Source organism: Flexivirga sp., from assembly GCF_051955415.1.
In the GTDB taxonomy this organism is placed as follows: Bacteria; Actinomycetota; Actinomycetes; order Actinomycetales; family Dermatophilaceae; genus Flexivirga.
Genome location: NZ_JBQCGS010000019.1, coordinates 1 through 20,286, shown reverse-complemented (window position 1 = coordinate 20,286; position 20,286 = coordinate 1). Strand labels below are relative to the sequence as shown.

Here is a 20,286-nt window from a genome sequence, read left to right as displayed (position 1 = left end):
GCGCGGATCTGCGCCGCCCCGAGGCAGCATCACTCCAGGGCCCGAACCGCCTTGCGCAGCAACGCGTTGAGCTGCACCATCTCGCGGTCGCTCAGCGCGCCGAGGATCTCCTGCTCGCGGCGCATGCCGGCGTGCACGTAACGGTCCCACGCCTCCCGGCCCGCCCGGGTCGGTCGGACCAGGACGCGGCGACGGTTCTTGCTGTCGGTCTCGCGGGTGATCATCCCGGAGCGCTCCAGACGATCCAGCCGGCCGGTCATCGACGCCTTGGTGACACCGACCGCCTCGGCCAGCTGCGTCGGCGTCGCCTCGGTGGGATAGGGCTGCACCATCAGTTCGTGCAGTGTGCCGTAGTCCTCCATGGTGAAGTCGTGCCCTGCGAACGCCGCGGCGTCGCGCCGGGCCTTGAGGCGCAGCAGGAACTGCATCCGCGTCATGGCCGCCTCGACCTCGCCGTCGAAGGACGGGTTGCCGTCCCACAACGCCGCCCATCGCGCAACATGCAGATCGACCGAGTCCTGCGCCCTGCTCATCCCCACAGATTAGTACGTCGGTTAATTGTTCGTTGACTGACTGTTTGGCATCAAACTATCGTCGACGGTGTGAAGCTCCGATCCCGCGAAGCCGGCGCGCTCTCGCCCGACTTCCGGCTGCTTGCCGTCGGCCAGGGCATGTCCTGGCTGGGCAACGCGTTCCAGCCGATCGCACTGTCCGTCGGGATCCTGCTGCACGGCGGATCGGTCGGCGAGCTCGGCTACCTGATGGCCGTGCTGATGGTCAGCCGCACCGCATTCACCCTGGCCGGCGGCGTGTGGAGCGACCGGCTGTCGCCGCGCACCGTGATGCTCTGGTCGGATCTGGTGCGCGCCGTCACCGCCGCGCTGACCGGGGCGGTCTTCGCGACCGGACACGCCTCGTTCGCGATGCTGGCGCCGCTGACGATCGTCTCCGGCGGCGCGGGTGCGTTCTTCCAGCCCGCGATGCAGTCGCTCAAGCCCACTCTGGTGCGGGCCGATCAACGCCAACACGCCAACGCGCTGCTGAGCGTGCTGCAGGGCGTCAGCATGATCGCCGGGCCGGCACTGGCGGGGATCGTCGTCGGATTCGCCGGTGCCCCCACCGGTTTCGTCATCAACGCACTCACCTACCTCGCCTCCTGCGCGACCGTATGGCGGATCCGCAGCACCGTCGTCCGGACCGGCGACCGGGGCAGTTTCCGCGCCGACCTGGCCGCCGGCTGGCGCACCATCCGCGAACGCGACTGGCTCTTCGCCGGCATCGCCGCCGCGGGGATCTACCACGTGGCCAACGGCGTGCTGCTGGTGCTGGTGCAGGTGGTGGCGCTGCGTGATCTCGGCGGACCGCACGCCTTCGGATTCATCGCCGCAGCGGAAGGCGCCGGGGGCCTGATCGGCAGCGCCATCGCGCTGCGCGCGCGGCCACGCCATCCGTTGCGCATCGGCTGGCTGGCCTGCGCGCTGATGCCGCTGTGGGCGGCGGGCTATGTCTGGCCCGGCCGGCTCGACACCGTCATCGTGACCGGGCTCATCGGCTACGCGGGGCTGATGTTCTTCAGCGTCATGTGGGAGACCGCCATCCAGGACGAGGTGCCGCATCATCTGCTGGCCCGGGTCGCTTCCTGGGACAGCCTCGTGTCGTTCGTCGGCATGCCGCTGGGCAACGCCCTGGCCGGGCCGCTGACCGGCTGGTACGGCGTGAAGCCGGTGATCGGCGGGTGCGCGATCGTCCTGGCCTGCTGTGCCCTGGCACCGTTGCTGGGCCGCGGCAGCCGCAATCTGCGCCGGGCGATCCCGGCCCCCGATGACGGCGTCCCGGCTCCGGAGGCCGCCCGCCATACCTAAGCTGTGGGCATGGGACTCATGGACAAGATCAGGGGCGAACTCGTCGACATCATCGAGTGGATCGATGACTCGCACTCCGCACTCGCGTGGCGCTTCCCGCGCTACCACAACGAGATCAAGAACGGCGCCAAACTGATCGTCCGCGAGGGCCAGGAAGCGGTCTTCGTGCACACCGGCAAGCTGGCGGACCGCTTCGGGCCGGGCATGTACGAGTTGACCACCGAGAACCTCCCGATCATGGCGACGCTGCAGGGCTGGCAGCACGGCTTCAACAGCCCGTTCCGCAGCGAGGTCTACTTCATCAACACCCGTCCGGTGACCGATTTCCGTTGGGGCACGGCCAATCCCGTGACCGTGCGGGATCCGGACTTCAAGATGGTGCAACTGCGCGCCAACGGGCTGTGCGTGGTGCGGGTCGTGGACCCGGCGATCTTCCTGCGCCAGGTCATCGGCACCGACTCCCAGGTGCAGATCGACGAGATCGGCGAGCTATTGCGCCGCGTCATCACCCTCGCCTTCTCCGACATGGTCATGGAGACCAAGCTGGGCGTGATCGACCTGCAGGGCAAGCAGGTCGAGCTGTCCGACAAACTGCGGCAGTTCGTCGCCGAACGCGTCGACGACGAATACGGCCTGGGCATCGACGCGATCACCATGAACATCTCACTGCCGGACGAGATCACCAATGCGATGACCCGCGGTGTCGCCAAGGGCGTCGAGGCGTCCGGCTGGGCCGGCAATGTCGGCGACATGCAGCGCTACCAGCAGGCGATGGCTGCCGAGGCCATGGTCACCGCCGCAGGCAACCCCGGCGGCGGCCCCATGGGCCAGCTGATGGCCGCCGGGATGGGTGCGGCGATGGGCGCCCAGATGGCCGGTCAGACGGCCGGCGCGCTGGGCGGGCAACCGGCCGGCACTCCCCCGCCGTTGCCCGGCGGAAAGACCTTCTACCTCGCCGTGAACGGCCAGCAACAGGGCCCGTTCACGCTCGATGAGTTGCGCTCCTCGGGTCACCTCACCCCGGAGTCGCTGGTGTGGACGGCCGGTATGCCGCAGTGGTCGCCTGCTTCCGCCGTGCCCGATCTCGCGCCACTCCTGGCGCCCACGCCGCCGCCCCTGCCGGACGCCGCTCCACCGGCTCCCCCGGCGGAGTGACGTCATACCGATGACGGACGACCAGCCGCAGCCTCCGCCGCTGCCGACGCCACCGCCGCTGCCGCAACCCGCGCGCCTGCCGGACCCCGGTGCGTTGCGCGACCCGGCACAGATACAACGCAGCGAGCAGACCCGCACCTACCCCTGCCCGCAGTGCGGGGCGAACCTGTTCTACGACCCCGGCCATCAACGACTGGCCTGCCGCGCCTGCGGACACACCGAGCCGTTGACGGCGCCGCAGGGCACCGTCACCAAGCGTGACCTCGGCACCGCGATGCACGACCTGGCGCAGCGCATCGCGGCCGGTGAGCACGGCCGGCCCAGGTCACTCACCCGGGAGGTGGTCTGCCAGAACTGTGGTGGCAGAACGTCTTTCGAGGGCACGCTGACCGCGACGAAGTGCCCCTACTGCGCGACACCGATCCAGCGCAACGACCTGCAGCAGGCACCCGAGCGGCTGCCGATCGACGGAGTGCTCCCCTTCCAGGTCGACGAGTCCGCCGCGCACCGCGCCGTCAACGAGTGGATCAACAGTCGGTGGTTCGCGCCGCGCGAGTTCAAGACCTACCGCGAGGTCGGGTCGTTCACCAGCATCTACCTGAGCTACTTCACGTATGACGCGCAGACCGTCACCGATTACACCGGTCAGCGCGGTGAGCACTACACCGTGGTGGTGGGCGAGGGCGAGAACCGCCATACCGAGACCCGCACGAACTGGTGGCCGGTATCGGGACGGGTGGCCAACGATTTCCGCGACGTGCTCGAACCGGCGAACACCGGCCTGGACCACAAGAAGGTCGTCGCACTCGAGCCGTGGCCGATCCCGTCGGCGCAGCCCTATTCGCCGCAGTACATCGCCGGCCACCTCAGCCGCACGTATGACGAGGACGCACAGCAGCGGTTCGAGGACGGCGCACGCGGCCAGATGGACGACGAGATCCGCTCGACCATCCGCCAGGACATCGGCGGCGACGAACAACGCGTCGGTCAGGTCAGCACGTCGTTCCGCACGCTCACCTTCGCCCAGCTCCTGCTGCCGGTGTGGCTACTGACCGTGACGTTCGAAGGCCGCCCGTTCCAGGTCTTCATCAACGGCGTGACCGGTGAGGTGCAGGGCCGGCGGCCGTGGAGCAAGGTCAAGATCGCGTGCGCGGTGCTGCTGGCGATCATCGTCGTCGTGATCGTGGTGCTGGTGGTGAAGATGACCAAGGGCGGTTGACGGACGCCCTGGAATCACCGACGCCCGCCGGAGCGCCTGACGGCCCGGGAGTCGCTCAGATCTGGTATGACGCGAACGGCTCGGCGACCTCGACGTCCCCGGGCCACCCCGCGGCGGCCTGCTTGCGACATACCTCGGGGTCGTTCCAGGCCGGGATGTGGGTGAGCATCAGCCGCTGCACGCCACCGGCGGCGACGGCGGCCTCGGCCGCGCGACGGCCGGACAGATGGACGCCCTCGGCGTCGTCGCGGTCGTCGCAGAACGCGGCGTCGGTCAACGCCAGGTCCGCGCCGGTCAGCAATGGGCCGAGCGCCGGGGTGCTGTCGGTGTCACCGGTGTAGGCCAGCACCGTGCCGTCTGCCTCGACGCGCAGCCCGTAGGCCTCGACCGGGTGGTTGACCCGCACGGCGGTGACCGTGAACGGGCCCACGGTGAACGCCCCGCGGTCGGTGAGATCGCGGAAGTCGTACTCGGGCTCCAGCAGCGCGGGGTCGTTCGCCTCGTCGTCGGTGACACCGGCGGCGCGGGCCACGCGCAACCCGGTCCCCTTGGGCCCCCAGACCGGCACGGTGACCGACTGTGGCTGCGTGGGGTGATAGCGCAGCACCACGTGCAGCCCGGACAGGTCGGCGCAGTGGTCCGGGTGCAGGTGCGACAGCACGATCGCGTCGATCGACAGCGGGTCGATGAAACGCTGCAGGGTGCCGAGCGCGCCATTGCCCAGATCGAGCAGCAGGTTCCAGGTGCGACCGTCGCGCTCGGCCTGCACCAGGTAGCAGGAGGCGGGCGAATCCGGGCCGGCGTACGAGCCGGCGCAGCCCACGACGGTCAGCTTCATGAGACTTCCTCTACTTTCACACCGCGACGGAAGTTGCCGGTGAAAACGTGATCGAACTCTGGACCGAGCCCGAGGAATCGCCTTGCCAACCGGCGGAACTCGTCCGGATCGCCGGTGGTGGTGAACGAGTGTCCGGGCGCACCGGCGGTATCCGGCCGCAACAGGCCGGTGTCGGCGAGCACCCGGTAGAGATCCTTGGCGGTCTCCTCGGCCGAGGACACCAACGTCACCCCGTCGCCCATCACGTAGGAGATCACCCCGGTCAGCAGCGGGTAGTGGGTGCAGCCGAGCACCAGGGTGTCGACGTCGTCCTGCTTCAACGGCTCCAGGTAGGAGCGTGCGCACTCCAGCAGCTCCGGCCCGCCGGTGACGCCCGCCTCGACGAACTCCACGAACCGCGGGCACGGGACGCTCCTGACGAAGAGGACCGGTGCGGCCGCGAACGCGTCCGGGTAGGCGCGCGACTGATGCGTGCCCCGGGTCGAGATCACCCCGACCCTGCCGTGGGTGGTGGCGCGCACCGCGCGGCGCACGGCCGGGCGGATCACCTCGACGAGCGGCACGTCATACCGCTCCCGCGCGTCGTGCAGCACCGCGGCAGAGGCGGTGTTGCAGGCGATCACCAGGGCCTTGACGCCGTGGTCGACCAACCGGTCGAGGCAGTCGAGCGCGAGCGCCCGCACCTCGCCGATCGGACGCGGCCCGTAGGGCGCGTGCGCGGTGTCACCGAGGTAGGCGATGGATTCGTGCGGCAGCTGATCGAGCACGGCGCGGGCGACGGTCAGTCCGCCGTACCCGCTGTCGAAGATGCCGATCGGTGCCTCGGCGGCACAGGCCGCTGCGGGCACGGGTCCACCCGGCGATGACGGTCGGGTCGGCGGAGCAGGCACGAATTCCAGCCTAAGGTCTCGCACGAGTCGCTTCGACCGGATGCAGCGTCGGACGCGTCACACCGCGGGTGCGGCGTCCCCGTTGCCGGCGGCGTCATCCGCTTCGTCGTGAGGGTCGTGCCGCACGAACGGATTGTCCAGGACACCGATGTCGGCGATATCCACCGAGACCCGCTGCCCCGACCGCACCGGGCCGACCCCTTCGGGAGTGCCCGTGAGAATGACGTCGCCGGGCAGCAGGGTGAACGCCTTGGAGGCGTAGGAGACCAAGGACGCGACGTCGAAGATCATGTCGGCGGTCGTGCCGTCCTGCACGGCCACGCCGTCCAGCCGGGTGACCACCCGCTGACGGGTCGGGTCGAGGTCGGTCTCGATCCACGGCCCGAGCGGGCAGAAGGTGTCGAAGCCCTTGGCCCGCGCCCATTGCTTGTCGGTCTGCTGCAGGTCACGGGCGGTGACGTCGTTGGCGCAGGTGTAGCCGAAGATCACCGACCGTGCCTCGTCCGGCTCGATGTCCTTGCACATCCGGCCGATGACGACCGCCAGCTCGCCCTCGTAGTCGACCCACTGCGACTGCGGGGGCATCACCACGGGGTCGCCCGGGCCGACGACGGCGGTGTTGGGCACCAGGAACATCAGCGGCTGCTCGGGCACGTCGTGGCCGAGTTCGGCCGCGTGCTCGGCGTAGTTCCGGCCGATGCCGATCACCTTCGAGCGCGGGATGACCGGCGACAGCAGGCGCACCTCGTCGACGGTCGTGGTGACGCCGGTCAGCTGGATCTTGGTGTAGAGGGGGTCCCCGGAGATCTCGGCGATCTTCTCGCCGGCACCGTCGACCAGTCCGAAGGTCGGGTCCTCACCAGTGGTGTATCTCGCGATGCGCACCGGCCCAGCCTACGGGGGCGCCGGACGTCAGTCGCGCCGACGTCGCGTGCGGGCGAAGGCGCCACCGGCCACCGCCGCTGCGCCGATCGCCGCGACACCGGCACCGACCAGCACCGCGTCGTTGCTGGCGCCCGTCCCGCCGTCGGTGATGATCGGCGGACCGGTGGTTGCCGACGTGACCGTGCCGGTCGTCGTCGCCCTGCTGGTCGTCGTGGACTGTGGTGGCGAAGTCGGGCTGGACGGCGGCGCAGGAGAGGTCGGAGTCGTCGGAGGCGCCGCGGGGATCGCGGCGATGACGGACGTGGCCATCGCGGCGTAGCCGGCGTCGTTGGCGTGGATGTTCTGCTGGGAGCACATCCAGGTCCACTCACAGATCCGCGCGACGTTGAGCGGCAGCTCGCCATACGGCTTGACCTCCACCAGGTCGGTGAAGTCGGTGCTGGAGAAGGTGTTCGCCACGTCGGCCCTCGGCGCTCCGACGGCCTTGCCCGCGGCGTCGATGATGCCGTTCAGCTGCCCCTGCAACGTCACCGACGCCTTGGCCAGGGTCTGCCCGTCGTTTCCGAGCAGCCATGCCGCGAGGAACGGGTTGTAGTAGTTGGCCACCACGATCCGGGCGTGCGGTGCGGCGGCACGCAGCTTGGCCATGATGTTCGGCAGATTCTTCGTGATGTCCTGCATGCCCTGCGTGACGCATTTCAGGTCGATGCCGGTCGGGGTCGCGCAGGTCTGCACGTCGTTGGCGCCGATGTCGAGTGTCACCAGGCTGATGTGCGGGTGGTCCTTGAGGAAGGCGACGGCTGCGTCGACCTGATTGCCTTCGGGGTAGCGGCATCTGCCGCCGTTCAGCATGGTGATCGTGGTCTCACCGGAGCACGCGAGATTCTCCAGTTGCACGCCGGGCTCGGTCTGCTTCAGGTGTGCCAGCACCCCTCCGACATACCCGCCGGTCTTGTCGTCGCCCGCGCCGGGCTGATAACCGGCCGCCAGGGAGTCGCCGAGCGCCAGGTACCACGGCGGCGCGGTCGTCGCTGCGGCACGGACGGCGGTGGCGGGGCGTGCGGTGGCATCTGCTGCCGCGATCGGCAGCAAGGCGCTCGCGGCGGCCACCGCGACGGCTGCGGCGACGGAGAACTGGCGGCGCATGGGTGGCTCCTCGGACCCGGTGACTGAGCAGGCTCACTCTAGTCAGCCGAGCGGCCCGGGCCGCCGACTTCGCCGAAGATAGGATCGGCCGAATGTCCACCTGCCTGTCGTATGCCGCCTGGGCGCCGCTCGCGGCGGCGCACGAGCGCCGGGCGGACGCGTTGACCGCCGGTCATCGGCAACGTCGCCGAGGCGGTCGGGCGCACCCGGTCGAGGACTTCCTCTTCACCTATTACTCCCACCGCCCGAGCCGGTTGCGGCGCTGGCACCCCGGTGTCGGAGTCGGGCTGCGCGACGCACCGGACCATGCCGGCGCCGGCTTCTACCGCGAGGTCGACGGCGTCACCTCCCTGGACGCGTCCCTCTTTGTCGCCAAGCGCGGAGCGACGCTGCGGTTCGTGCGCTCGTTGCTGGCCGCCACCGCCGGCCGGCCGGCCACGCTCGGCTGCTTCGGGCTGCACGAGTGGGCGATGGTCTACCGGTCCGGCGACATACGGCACGAGGACTGGCCGCTGCGGCTGGGCGGCGCGGGCACCGACGAGGTCGTCGAGCGCCATACGGTGCGGTGCTCGCACTACGACGCGTTCCGGTTCTTCACCGACGAGGCCCGGCCGCACAACACCCTGCAACCCACCCGCGAACAACAGCTCGCGCTGGAGCAGCCGGGTTGCCTGCACGTCGGCATGGATCTCTACAAGTGGGCGTACAAGCTGTCACCGGCCGTGCCGGGCGATCTGGTGCTCGACTGTTTCGAACTGGCTCGTGACATCCGGACCCTGGACATGCAGGCCTCGCCATACGACCTGTCCGAGCTGGGCTATCGGCCCGTGCCGATCGAGACACCGGAGGGCAAAGCCGAATATGTCCGTCGGCAAAGGGAATTCGCCGACCGCGGACAGCGTCTGCGGACCCGTCTGCACACGGTGTGCGAGCAGGTGGAGGACGCGGCGGCGCTCACCGGCGCGGGTCGACCCCCCGCTTGAGCAGCCCGTAGGTGAAGGAGTCGACCAGGGCGACCCAGCTGGCGTGCACGATGTTGGGGGCGACACCGAGGGTCTGCCAGCTGCCCTGCTCGTCGCTGGTCTCGATCAGCACCCGGGTGGTCGCGTCGGTGCCGTGCGAGGCGTCCAGGATGCGCACCCGGAAGTCGATCAGCTCGAACGCCGCCAGCTCGGGATAGGCATCGGCGAGCGCCTCGCGCAGCGCGTGGTCGAGGGCGTTGACCGGACCGTTGCCCTCACCGGTGGCCACGACGCGGCGACCGGCCGCGTGCAACTTGACGGTGGCCTCCGACAGGGACGGCCCGTTCGCGCTCGCGGAGTCCATGATCACGCGCCACGACTCGGTGTCGAAGTAGCGGAGCGGCTCGCCGGTGACCTCCTGGCGCAACAACAGCTCGAACGACGCGTCCGCGGCGTCGAAGGTCCATCCCTGTTGCTCCAGTTCCTTGACCCGCTTGACGGTGCGGGCGGCCAGGTCCGGGTCGTGCGTGAGGTCGTAGCCGAGCTCCTTGGCCTTGAGCTCGATGCTGGCGCGGCCGGCCATGTCCGAGACCAGCGTGCGCATGGAGTTGCCGACCAGCGCCGGGTCGGTGTGCTGGTAGAGGTCGGGATCCACTTTGAGCGCGGAGGCGTGCAGGCCGGCCTTGTGTGCAAACGCGCTGGCGCCGACATACGGCTGGCGACCGTAGGGCACGACGTTGGTGACCTCGCTGATGGCGTGGCTGAGGTGTAGTGCGCGGCGCAGCCGGTCCGGTGCGACGACCTCACGGTCCAGCTTCAACTGCAGGTTGCTGACCACCGTCACCAGATCGGCGTTGCCGGTGCGTTCGCCATACCCGTTGATGGTGCCCTGCACGTGGTCGGCGCCGGCCGCGACGGCGGCCAGTGAGTTGGCCACGGCGCACCCGGTGTCGTTGTGACAGTGGATGCCCAGCCGGGCCTGGGTGCCGGCCAGCACCTCGCCCACGACGTCGGTCACCTGTGGCGGGAGCATGCCGCCGTTGGTGTCACACAGGGCGACGACCTGCGCACCGGCGGTTGCCGCGGTGCGGACGACCTCCAGGGCGTATGCCGGGTCCGTGCGGTAGCCGTCGAAGAAGTGCTCGGCGTCCAGGAAGACCGAACGCCCTTCCCGGGTCAGGAAACTGACGGTGTCCTCGATCATCGCGAGGTTCTCCTCCGGCGTGGTGCGCAATGCCTCCCGGACGTGCCGGGAGTGTGACTTGGCGACCAGGGTGATGACGTCGGTGTGCGCGTCCAGCAGGGCGCGGACTTGCGGGTCGTCCGCGGCGACCGTGTGGGCGCGGCGGGTCGAGCCGAACGCGGCCAAGGTGGCGTTCTGCAACTGCAGTTCGGTGCGGGCCCGGGCGAAGAACTCGGTGTCCTTGGGGTTGGCGCCGGGCCACCCACCCTCGATGAAACCCACGCCCAGTTCGTCCAGGTAGGCGGCGATCGCGAGCTTGTCGGTCACCGACAGGTTCAGGCCCTCCTGCTGCGCGCCGTCGCGCAGGGTGGTGTCGTAGACGTGGAACTCGCTACGGGGCCTCCGCGAAGTATTCGGTGGAGCGAAGCGGGGGAGAAACTTCGCGGGGTGTTCGTTCATGCGGTGCGCCTTTCGAGGCGATGCTGTGCAGCGGGTCGTCGGTGTTCCGGTGGCCACGCCGGGCCGGTCCTTCGCTCGCGCCGTCCGTGTTGGGGCCGGACACGAAAAAACCTCCCGGGGTAACGGGAGGTTGCGCGTCGGACCGGGTCCGACGCGCTAGCTGATAATGACCGATGCGGGGGTAACCGCGGTCACTCGAAGTGCCACGTGCACAGCTTGCCACCGATCGTCCGAGGCATGACACCGGCGTCTCGTCATACGGGATGGCGTTGAGGGGGCGGCGGCGCGGCGTGCCGGGCGCGCGTACCGAACCCGACCCTGGGGAGACTTCGGTACAAGAAACGGGCCGGATCCGTGCCGAACCCCACCCTGGGGAGACTTCGGTACGGCGCTGGGACCCGGCACAGCGCTGCGCCGCTCGACCGGCCGTCGAAAAGGCTGTCCTTACAGCGTTTCCAGCACTTGGGCCACGCCGTCGTCGGCGTTGCTCTGGCACACCTCGTCCGCGGCGGCGAGCACCTCCGGGTGCCCGTTGGCCATCGCGTATGACGTGCCGGCCCAGCGCAACATCGGCAGGTCGTTCGGCATGTCCCCGAACGCCCACACCTGTGTTGCGTCGATCCCGAGCTCGTCGCACCAGCGCTGCAGACCGCTGGCCTTGGTGACACCCGGGGCCGAGATCTCGGCCGGCCCGCCGTAGTGCGACTGGACGACGACGGCCCGGTCCCCCAGCACGTCGGCGACGGCCTCGACGAAGCGTTCGTCGTCCAGCGCCTCGCGCCGGGCGAGCAGCTTGCCGACGACCGCGTCGGGTGCAAGCTCTTCGAGCGGGGCACGCACCGTACCGTCCGGGAACCACTCGTTGCCCTCGCCGGGCGTCCACTCGACGTCCAGCCCGGGATAGTCGGGCTCGACCTGTACTCCTGTCGCCAGTTCCGCCAGGAAACCGACACCCGGGACGTGTTCGCGCAACAGCGCGGCGATCTGACGCACCTGTTCGTGCTCGATCGCATGGGCCTGGCGGACGGCCCGGCCCGGCACGTCATACACGAACGCGCCGTTGGCGCAGATCGCGACGCCGTGCTCTCCGACGACGGCTTCGAGCGCGTGCAGCCACCGAGGTGGCCGGGCCGTCACCACGACCGACGCAATGCCCAGCTCAGGCAGACGCGACCACGCCGCAGCCGTTCGAGGCGATACGGTCGCGTCCGGGCGCAGCAGGGTGCCGTCGAGGTCGCTGGCGACCAGGCGCGGGCGCGTCACGGGGCAGTGCGAACGGCGTTGCGGCTCAGGCCAGCCGGGTTAGCCAGCCGTGGGTGTCCTCGACACGGCCGTACTGGATGTCCAGCAGGGTCGAGCGGATCTTGCCGGCGACCTCGTCGACGTGACCCTCGCGCCGGTGGTCGCAGGAGCCGCCGTCCCAGCGCAGTTCGCCGACGGGCGTCACGACCGCGGCGGTGCCGCAGGCGAACACCTCGGCGAGTTCGCCGGCGGCTGCGGCGTCCTTCCACTCCTGGATCGGGATGCGGCGCTCCTCCGGCGACAGGCCGAGGTCCTTGGCCAGCTCGAGGATCGAGCTGCGGGTGACGCCTTCGAGGATCGTGCCGGTGAGTTCCGGCGTGACAATGCGTCCGTCCTTGTAGACGAGGAAGAGGTTCATGCCGCCCAGCTCTTCGATGTAGGTGTGCGTCGAGGAGTCCAGGAAGACCGCCTGGTCACAGCCGGCGGCGATGCCTTCCAGCTGTCCGGCGAGCGAGGACGCATAGTTGCCGCCGCACTTGGCACCGCCGGTGCCGCCCTCGCCCGCGCGCGCGTAGTCGGTGGAGATCCACAGGTTGACCGGCTTGACGCCGTCGCCACCGAAGTAGGCGCCGGCGGGCGAGGCGATCACCGAATAGGTGACCTTCCGGGCGGGACGCACACCGAGGAACGCCTCGGACGCGAACATGAACGGTCGCAGGTAGAGCGAGGCCTCGCCGCCGTCGCCGGCCTCGGGCACCCACGCCTTGTCGACCGCGACGAGCTCCTTCAGTGACTGGACGAAGTCTTCCTCGGGCAGCACCGGGAGCGCCAACCGTGTTGCACTGCGAGCGAATCGAGCGGCGTTCGCCTCCGGGCGGAAGGTCCACACCGAGCCGTCGGCGTGCCGGTAGGCCTTCATGCCCTCGAAGATCTCCTGCGCGTAGTGCAGGACGGCCGCTGCCGGGTCCAACTGGAACGGGCCGTATGCCGCGACGCTCGCGTCGTGCCAACCGCTCTCGGCGTCCCACTCGATGCGGGCCATGTGGTCGGTGAAGTAGTTGCCGAAGCCCGGGTCGGCCAGGACCTTGGCACGGTCTGCTTCGCTCGCGCGGTCGGTCCGCTCGGTGACCGTGAACTCCAGTCCCATGACTTCCTCCGGGTGACTTTCAGTTTGGTTGGACTTCCAAGCAATAGCGTAGGCCCACGCCACCGGCCGCGCAGCGGCGGGCGGTGACGTGGGCCACATGCCGACGAGGCAGCTTCCCGCCCGACCGATCCGTCGGCCCGTCCGGGCAGGTTTCCCGTGCACAACCGGCAACGGTCGCCGGAACATCACGCACGCCGGCGAGTTCGCCGTGCACAACCGGCAACGGTCGCCGAAAGTGGACGGGTCGGCGCACTTCCGGCGTGCACAACCGGCAACGGTCGCCGAAAGTGGACAGGTCGCCGAGGCGGGCCGCCTCCTACCGACTGGCGTCAGAGCCGCGCCGCGATGGCGTCGCCGACCTCACTGGTGGAGCGCTGTGCGGTGCCGCGCGCTGCCAGGTCCGCCGTGACGGCATCCTGCACCCGTTGCGCGGCCGCGTCGTGGCCGAGGTGGGCCAGCAGCAGACCGACGGACAGGATCGCCGCGGTCGGGTCGGCGATGCCCTTGCCCGCGATGTCCGGCGCAGAACCGTGCACCGGCTCGAACATGCTCGGGGCGGTGCGGTCCGGGTTGATGTTGCCGGACGCGGCGAGCCCGATGCCGCCGGTCACCGCGGCGGCGAGGTCGGTGATGATGTCGCCGAAGAGGTTGTCGGTGACGATCACGTCGAACCGGCCGGGATCGGTCGTCAGGTAGATGGTGGCCGCGTCCACGTGCGCGTAATCGGTGGTCACGTCGGGGAACTCCGCACCGACCTCCTCGACGGTCCGGCGCCACAGGTGGCCGGCGTGGGTCAGCACGTTGTGCTTGTGGACCAGCGTGAGCTTCTTGCGGTCACGCGCCTGGGCGCGCGCGAAGGCGTCACGCACCGCACGCTCGGCACCGAACCGCGTGTTGACGCTGACCTCGGTCGCCAGTTCGTGCGGTGTGCCGACGCGCAGCGCACCGCCGTTGCCGGTGTAGGGGCCCTCGGTGCCTTCGCGCACCACGACGAAGTCGATGCCCTCGGGTGCCACCTTCTGCACGTCCAGCGGCGAGGACGTGCCCGGGAAGAGCTTGGCAGGTCGCAGATTGATGTAGTGGTCCAACTCGAAACGCAGTCGGAGCAACAGGTTCCGCTCCAGCACCCCACTGGGCACGGACGGGTCGCCGATGGCACCCAGCAGGATCGCGTCGTGGCCGCGCAACTCGGCCAGCACGCCGTCCGGCAGCGTCTCGCCGGTGGCGTGCCACCGCTGGGCGCCCAGGTCGTACTCGGTGCGATCGACCGTGGTCTCGGACACCGCGTCGAGGACCTTGAGCCCTTCGGCGACGACTTCCGGCCCGATGCCGTCGCCACCGATGACGGCGAGATTGATGGTCTGCGTGGGAGCTGGCGTCATACCGCCAGCGTAAGTGGACGTCTCGTTATTCGATATTTGGATCTTGTATGTCGGACACCACGCGCGGCCGCGGACACACCAGGGCCCCGGCTGGATCGCAGCCGGGGCCCTTTTCAGGAGAAACGCATCGAGCGCTGAACACGATGCGTGCGCGGATGGGTCGACCCCGACCGATCCGCACGACTGTGGCGGTCGTCAGTCCCTCAGGTCCATGGACTCTTGCAGGGCGCGACGGGCTTCCAGCTGTTCTTCGGTCATGATGCGGTCCTTCACGAGAATGCGTGGTCCCGGTGTTCCCCCGTATGGAACCGGGCCAGGCGGAAATCAAAAGGGGGGCGAGTGGTCAGCGCAGCGCGGGTTCTCCGCGGCGAGACGCTGACCTAGAGCTCGCCGCGGCAGCCGATGAGGATGAAGAGGCTCCGCGTCATACCGCCAAAGCTACGCTGCGCTGTCCGCCCACCGATACCCATATCTCAACATGTGGACGGCTGCGATCGACCCACGGACGGTCCGCGCCGCCGACTAGGCTCGCGGGGGTGAGTGTCCGGTTGGTCGTGCTGCCCGAGATCTGTTTCGACGGTGCCCCGATCACCAGCGTCGCGATCGGCCGCCTCCTCTGCGCACTCAGCTGCGACCCGCGGGTAGGCGTCAGCAGCGCCCGGCTGATCGACGATCTGTGGCCGCGGCAGCGTCCGGAACACCCCCACAAGGCGCTACAGGTCCTGGTCTCCCGGGCGCGGTCCACCCTCGGCCACGCAGCGATCGCCAACACGCGGGCCGGCTACCGGCTGTCCCTCGCCGAGGACGAGATCGACGCGACCGCGGTCCGGCTGCGGGCCACCGCGGCCCGCCGCGCCGCGCGGGACGGCGACCCGGCCACCGCACTGGAACACGCCGACGCAGGCCTGGCCCTGTGGCCCGGGGCCGCGACCGCCGGCGAGGACCTCGTCGCCACGGACGACCCGGTCCATCGCGTGCGGCAGGAGACACTGCCGTTGGTCGCCGTCCTGCACCGCGAGCGGGGTCTCGCGCTGGCGTCGCTCGGCCGCCACGGGGAGGCCCTGGACGAACTCGAGGCATGCGCTGACGAGGCGGCCGACGACGAGACCGTGCTCGCCGCGCTGTTGCGCGCGGCCGCGGCCAGTGGTGCGCGGGCCGCTGCGCTGGATCGCTACGAACGGCACCGCCGCCGGCTGCGCGACACGCTCGGCACCGATCCCGGGCCGGCCCTGCAGGCCGTGCACCGTGAACTGCTGGACAGGGACCGTCCGCAGCTGCGCACCGGTGTCGAGCACGAGCCCAATCCGCTGCTGGGCCGCGACCAGGATGTCGCCGCCGTGACGGCACTGACCACCACCTCGCGGGTGACCTCGGTGCTCGGGCCCGGCGGGCTGGGCAAGACGCGGCTGGCGCACGCGGTATGCCGCCGAGCGCTGCAGCGTTCGGTGCAGTTCGTCGGCCTGGCCGGTGTCACCGATCCCGCGGACGTCGCGGCCGAGGTCGCCTCGGCGCTCGGTGTCACGGGCGCCAGCACCCGGGCCGGACGCACCACCGAGGGACCCACCGATCTGACCACGGCCATCGCCCGCAGCCTGGCCGGCGGTTCGGCCCTGCTGGTCCTGGACAACTGCGAGCACGTGCTCGACGGCGCGGTCGAACTCGTCCGCGCCTTGGTGGCCCTGCTGCCCGACCTGCGGATCCTGACCACCACCCGGGCGCCGCTCGGCTTGTCCTCCGAGACGGTCTATCCGCTCGCGGAGCTGACCCCGGACACCGCCGTCCAGCTCTTCGGCCAGCGCGCGCGCTCGGTGCGCCCTGACATCGAGCTGCCCGATGCCGTCGTACGACGCCTGTGCGCCCGCCTCGACGGGCTGCCGTTGGCCTTGGAACTGGCGGCTGCCCGCACCAACGTGCTGTCGGTGGAACAGATCGAGCAACGCCTCGGTGACCGGTTCGCGCTGCTCAACCGCGGCGCCCGCGACGCCCCGGACCGGCACCGGACGCTGCAAGCGGTCATCGACTGGAGTTGGCAGTTGCTCGGCGCGCCCGAGCAGCAGGCACTCGCGACCCTCTCGACATTCGCCGACGGCTTCGACCTGGATGCCGCCTCGGCGGTGCTCGCCGCCATACCGAACGGCGGCGATGACCTCGGCGTCGATGACCTCGGCGTCGATGACCTGGGCCCCGACGGCGCGGATGCCGACCCGGTGACGATCGTCGAGCACCTCGTCGACCAGTCGCTGCTGCGACGGGCCGACCGTGACGGGCGGCCGCGGTTCCGGATGCTGGAGACGGTGCGGGAGTTCGGCACCGAGCAGCTGGCACGCACCGGACGCACCGACAGCGCCGCCCGAGCCGTCACCGCCTGGGCGGCGGGGGCCGGCCGGGTGCACGGACCGCTGCTGTTCGGCCGGGACCCGGATGCCGCGCTGCGTTCCCTGCTCGCCGAGGAGGACAACCTCACCGCTGCGCTGCGCACCGCCGTGGACGCCGAGGACGAGCCGGCGGTGGCCGCACTCTTCGGCGCGCTGGGTGCACTCTGGTCGGTCCAGTCACGCCACGAACTGGTCTTCGGACCGGCAGCGGAGGCGATCCGGGTGTTGAGCCACTACCGCCCGGGATCGGCGGACCTGGAGATCACCCGCCAGGCCCTGGTGCTGGGTGCGGTCAACCTCAACATCGTGGGCAGCCCGGGCGGCCTGCGCGCCCTCGTCCTGTTGCGGCGCCTGCCGCCGTCCACCGATCCCGGCATCGTCGAAGCCCTCGGCCGGCTGATGACGGACGCCGGCGGCCGCTCCCCCGTCGGCGGCAGCGTGCTGGACGCCGAACACGCCCTCGAACTCGCCGACTCGGCGGACCCCATGCTGCGCGTCACGGCGATGCTGCTCGCCTCGCACATCCTGGAGAACGACGGGCGTGGCGAGGAGGCACTGCAGCTCGCGCGGCGGGCACTGGGGGAACCTGCCATGACACAGAGCCTCTGGGGCAGCCTGGTCAACCAGTCGCGTGTTGCCGAACTCGCAGCGGCCGCAGGCGAATACGTCGAGGCGGAGGCCAGCGCCGAACGCCTCCTGCCGCTGCTGGAACGCTTCGGGGCCCAGGGCGATGTCAGCTCCATGCGCTGGATCCTCGCGATGCTGCGCCTGCACCGCGGCGATCTCGCCGGCGCCTCCGCGCAACTGCAGTCCGCCGGTCTGGAAGCCGCGGACGACTCCTTCGGCGAGGGCACCACCGGTCTCACCATCCGCGCCGAACTGGATCTGGCGAACGGCCAGGTCGACTCCGGACTGCGCCGCTACCGCGCCGCGGTGGAGCACGCCGAGAAGCGTTCGCACCTGGCGCCGTTCGTGGGCCAGGAGACCACGACACCGTGGGTCACCGTGGCCCGGGCCGGCAGTCTCATCCGGCACGCGGTGCACGACCGGCTCGACGACGTGCCGGACCTTGCGACGAAACTGATCACGTCCCTGCGCGAGATTCCCGAGAACGCACAGCCCGCGTCACTGGTGATCCGGGTGGACCTGCCGGTCTGCGGTTGCGCGGTGCTCGGGTTGAGCTATGCCCTGGCCGCTCGCGCGACCACCGCCGACGCGCGCGCTCACGCGGCACGGGGTGTCGCCCTGTCCGCCGCTCTGGGGGGGTCGCGCCCCTCGCCGGCCAGGTGGCGCGCGCGGGCCACCGCGCTCGCCATAAAGCCCGACGCGCCGGCATACACCTCCGGTCGGGAGCTGTATGCCGGCGCCGGACGCGACGCGTTGCTCACGCGGATGCGCGAGTGGCTGGCCGGCCTGCCTCAGAGCTGACGGCGATACCCCCGGACCGCGAGCGGCACGAAGATCGCGACCACGGCAGCGCAGGCGAGCAACGCCCAGCCCACCTCACCGTCGACCGTGCCGTCGTTGGCCAGGGAACGCAACGCGGACACGATGTGCGACACCGGGTTGACCTGGACGAATCCCTGCAGCCAGCCCGGCAGCGTCGACGTCGGCACGTAGGCGTTGGACAGGAAGGTCAACGGGAAGAGCACCATCATCGAGATGCCCTGCAGCCCTTGCGCCGATTTCATGATGGTGCCGAGGAAGGTGAACACCCAGGACAGTGACCAGGCGGCGACGATCACCAACAGCCCGGCGGCCAGCACGCCGAGGACACCGCCATCGGGCCGGTAGCCCATCGCCAGCCCGACAAGGAGGGTCAAGGTGGTGGCGATGGTGTAGCGGAGGGTGTCGGCGAGCGCCGGTCCGGCCAGCGGCGCGACCCGGGACATCGGCAGCGACTTGAAGCGGTCGAAGACGCCCTTCTCCATGTCCTCCCGCAACGTCACGCCGGTCGCCATACAGGTCGTCAGGGCGGTCTGCACCAGGATCCCCGGGATCAGCAGCGGCAGATACTTCGAGACGCCGCCTGCCACCGCGCCACCGAAGATGTAGCCGAACATCGGTGTGAACAGCAGAGGTTGGAGCGTCACGTCGAAAAACTGCTCGGGGTTGCGCCGCATCTTGCGCAGCGCGCGGCCGGCCATCAGCAGGATCTGCCGCAGCGTCTCCCCCGTGCTGACGTGTGCGTGCAGCTCCGGCAGCGAGGCCTCGTGGGCGGTCAGCATGGTCATCGGGTGGCCTCCATGCGGTCGAGCTGCGGGGCAGCCGTGTCGGTGCCGATCCCGGTGTCGTCCGGGCGGTCGTCGCCGGCGCTGCCGATGCCGCTGTCGTCGGTGGCCGGCGCACCGGTCAGGGCCAGGAACACCTCGTCCAGAGTGGGCTCCTCCACCGTGACCTTCTGCACGCTGATGCCGTCGTGCCGCAGGGCGACCAGTGCTTCGGCCGCGTCGTCGGCACGCTCCATCGGCACCGTGAGCCGCGCGGCCTCCGGCGTCCGGCTCGCCGGCCGGCCGAGCACCGTGGCGACCGCGCGAGCGGCGCGGTCCATGTCGTCCGGGTCCGCCAGCCGCACCGCCAGGGTCGACCGGCCCACCGACGCCTTGAGCTCCCCCGAGGTGCCCTCCGCGACCTTGCGGCCCTTGTCGATCACGGCGATGCGGTCGGCGAGCTGATCGGCCTCATCGAGGTACTGCGTCGTCAGCAGGATCGTCGATCCCTGCCGCACCAGATCGCGAATGGTGTCCCACATCTGCCCGCGGGTGCGCGGGTCCAGCCCGGTGGTCGGTTCGTCCAGGAAGATCAACGGCGGGGAGGAGATGAGGCTGGCCGCCAGGTCGAGCCGCCGACGCATCCCACCGGAGAACTTCTCCAGCAGGCGGTCGCCGGCGTCGGTGAGCGCGAACCGGTCCAGCAGGTCCCCGGCGGTACGCCGCGCCATACCGCTGCGCTGTCCGTGGATGCGCGCGAAGAGAACGAGATTCTCTCTGGCAGTGAGCTTCTCGTCGACCGACGCATACTGGCCGGTGAGGCCGATGAGCTGGCGCACCTTGTGCGGCTCGTCGTGCACGTCGACGCCGAAGATGCGCGCCGAACCGGCATCGATCCGCAGCAGCGTCGCCAGCATGCTGAGGGTGGTGGTTTTACCGGCTCCGTTGGGACCGAGGACGCCATACACCTCGCCGGGCCGGACGTGCAGGTCGATGCCGTCGACGGCGCGCAGTGTGCCGAACCTCTTCACCAGCCCGCTCGCGTCCACGGCGAGAGTGGTCGTGGTTTCGTTCATGACGCCACCGTGGGCGGCGCCGGCTTCGCGCCGGTTTCAGCGCGGTTTCAGCGGCGTACGGCGCACGCCCGCCGTTCGAGACGCGGGCGACAGCGCACCTCCACCGGGCCGAACGACAAGCCGACCCGCGCGGCGACGACGAGCAATGCAACGGGCGGGGGGGGTGGGGGGGCTGGGTGGATCCGGCCACCCCCGCCGTGCGCGGCGGGGCGTGTCCGGAATTAGGCCGGCAGCGGGCCGAGCGCGCGTGGGAGG

16 protein-coding genes are annotated in these 20,286 nt (G+C 70.3%); 5 read left to right on the top strand and 11 right to left on the bottom strand.

Features of this window, described 5'->3' with window-relative positions; genetic code table 11:
• Positions 1-29: 29 nt before the first annotated feature.
• Complete coding sequence (locus tag ACTHL4_RS03455) at positions 30-533, bottom strand: MarR family winged helix-turn-helix transcriptional regulator (RefSeq protein ID WP_440281342.1); 504 nt, start codon at positions 531-533, stop codon at positions 30-32.
• A gap of 69 nt (positions 534-602) precedes the next feature.
• On the opposite strand from ACTHL4_RS03455, the gene ACTHL4_RS03450 reads away from it, so the two are divergent.
• From ACTHL4_RS03450 to ACTHL4_RS03440, 3 genes are read left to right on the top strand one after another with little or no spacing between them, the layout of a single operon-like run.
• A complete protein-coding gene (locus ACTHL4_RS03450) occupies positions 603-1,862 on the top strand; it encodes an MFS transporter (protein WP_440281341.1) in 1,260 nt (419 codons plus the stop codon).
• Positions 1,863-1,871: 9 nt separating this feature from the next.
• On the top strand, positions 1,872-3,017 hold the full coding sequence (locus tag ACTHL4_RS03445; protein WP_440281340.1) for an SPFH domain-containing protein: 1,146 nt from the start codon (positions 1,872-1,874) through the stop codon (positions 3,015-3,017).
• 10 nt (positions 3,018-3,027) lie between these two features.
• Positions 3,028-4,236 carry a hypothetical protein gene (locus ACTHL4_RS03440; RefSeq protein WP_440281339.1) on the top strand — a complete coding sequence of 403 codons (1,209 nt, stop codon included), beginning with the start codon at positions 3,028-3,030 and terminating at the stop codon, positions 4,234-4,236.
• Positions 4,237-4,291: 55 nt separating this feature from the next.
• On the opposite strand, the gene ACTHL4_RS03435 is transcribed toward ACTHL4_RS03440, so the two are convergent.
• The 4 genes from ACTHL4_RS03435 to ACTHL4_RS03420 all read right to left on the bottom strand — a co-directional run bounded on the left by ACTHL4_RS03435 (position 4,292) and on the right by ACTHL4_RS03420 (position 7,995).
• Positions 4,292-5,074 carry an MBL fold metallo-hydrolase gene (locus tag ACTHL4_RS03435; protein ID WP_440281338.1) on the bottom strand — a complete coding sequence of 261 codons (783 nt, stop codon included), beginning with the start codon at positions 5,072-5,074 and terminating at the stop codon, positions 4,292-4,294.
• The gene (gene murI, locus ACTHL4_RS03430) at positions 5,071-5,922 is read right to left on the bottom strand and encodes a glutamate racemase (RefSeq protein WP_440281364.1); all 852 of its coding nucleotides are present in this window, start codon (positions 5,920-5,922) and stop codon (positions 5,071-5,073) included. The genes ACTHL4_RS03435 and murI overlap by 4 nt, the downstream gene beginning before the upstream one ends.
• Before the next feature lie 99 nt (positions 5,923-6,021).
• Complete coding sequence (locus tag ACTHL4_RS03425; protein WP_440281337.1) at positions 6,022-6,849, bottom strand: fumarylacetoacetate hydrolase family protein; 828 nt, start codon at positions 6,847-6,849, stop codon at positions 6,022-6,024.
• Positions 6,850-6,876: 27 nt separating this feature from the next.
• On the bottom strand, positions 6,877-7,995 hold the full coding sequence (locus ACTHL4_RS03420; RefSeq protein WP_440281336.1) for an SGNH/GDSL hydrolase family protein: 1,119 nt from the start codon (positions 7,993-7,995) through the stop codon (positions 6,877-6,879).
• A gap of 92 nt (positions 7,996-8,087) precedes the next feature.
• On the opposite strand from ACTHL4_RS03420, the gene ACTHL4_RS03415 reads away from it, so the two are divergent.
• Positions 8,088-8,978 carry a 3-methyladenine DNA glycosylase gene (locus tag ACTHL4_RS03415; protein ID WP_440281335.1) on the top strand — a complete coding sequence of 297 codons (891 nt, stop codon included), beginning with the start codon at positions 8,088-8,090 and terminating at the stop codon, positions 8,976-8,978.
• On the opposite strand, the gene cimA is transcribed toward ACTHL4_RS03415, so the two are convergent.
• From cimA to ACTHL4_RS03395, 4 genes are all read right to left on the bottom strand, one after another.
• Positions 8,950-10,599 carry a citramalate synthase gene (gene cimA / locus ACTHL4_RS03410; RefSeq protein WP_440281334.1) on the bottom strand — a complete coding sequence of 550 codons (1,650 nt, stop codon included), beginning with the start codon at positions 10,597-10,599 and terminating at the stop codon, positions 8,950-8,952. The genes ACTHL4_RS03415 and cimA overlap by 29 nt on opposite strands.
• A 444-nt stretch (positions 10,600-11,043) precedes the next feature.
• Positions 11,044-11,862, bottom strand: coding sequence for an HAD family hydrolase (locus ACTHL4_RS03405; protein WP_440281333.1), 819 nt, complete (start codon positions 11,860-11,862; stop codon positions 11,044-11,046).
• 25 nt (positions 11,863-11,887) lie between these two features.
• On the bottom strand, positions 11,888-12,988 hold the full coding sequence (locus tag ACTHL4_RS03400; protein ID WP_440281332.1) for a branched-chain amino acid aminotransferase: 1,101 nt from the start codon (positions 12,986-12,988) through the stop codon (positions 11,888-11,890).
• A 329-nt stretch (positions 12,989-13,317) separates the two neighbouring features.
• Entirely contained in the window at positions 13,318-14,370 is a 1,053-nt protein-coding gene (locus ACTHL4_RS03395) for a 3-isopropylmalate dehydrogenase (protein WP_440281331.1), read from the bottom strand.
• A gap of 536 nt (positions 14,371-14,906) precedes the next feature.
• On the opposite strand from ACTHL4_RS03395, the gene ACTHL4_RS03390 reads away from it, so the two are divergent.
• Complete coding sequence (locus tag ACTHL4_RS03390; protein ID WP_440281330.1) at positions 14,907-18,173, top strand: ATP-binding protein; 3,267 nt, start codon at positions 14,907-14,909, stop codon at positions 18,171-18,173.
• Here the strand turns inward: ACTHL4_RS03390 and ACTHL4_RS03385 are convergent.
• Both ACTHL4_RS03385 and ACTHL4_RS03380 read right to left on the bottom strand, forming a co-directional pair.
• Positions 18,164-18,979: an ABC transporter permease gene (locus ACTHL4_RS03385; RefSeq protein ID WP_440281329.1), complete on the bottom strand. Its 816-nt coding sequence runs from the start codon at positions 18,977-18,979 to the stop codon at positions 18,164-18,166. The genes ACTHL4_RS03390 and ACTHL4_RS03385 overlap by 10 nt on opposite strands.
• On the bottom strand, positions 18,976-20,031 hold the full coding sequence (locus tag ACTHL4_RS03380) for an ATP-binding cassette domain-containing protein (protein ID WP_440281328.1): 1,056 nt from the start codon (positions 20,029-20,031) through the stop codon (positions 18,976-18,978). Before ACTHL4_RS03380 ends, ACTHL4_RS03385 begins: the two co-directional genes overlap by 4 nt.
• Positions 20,032-20,286: the final 255 nt, after the last annotated feature.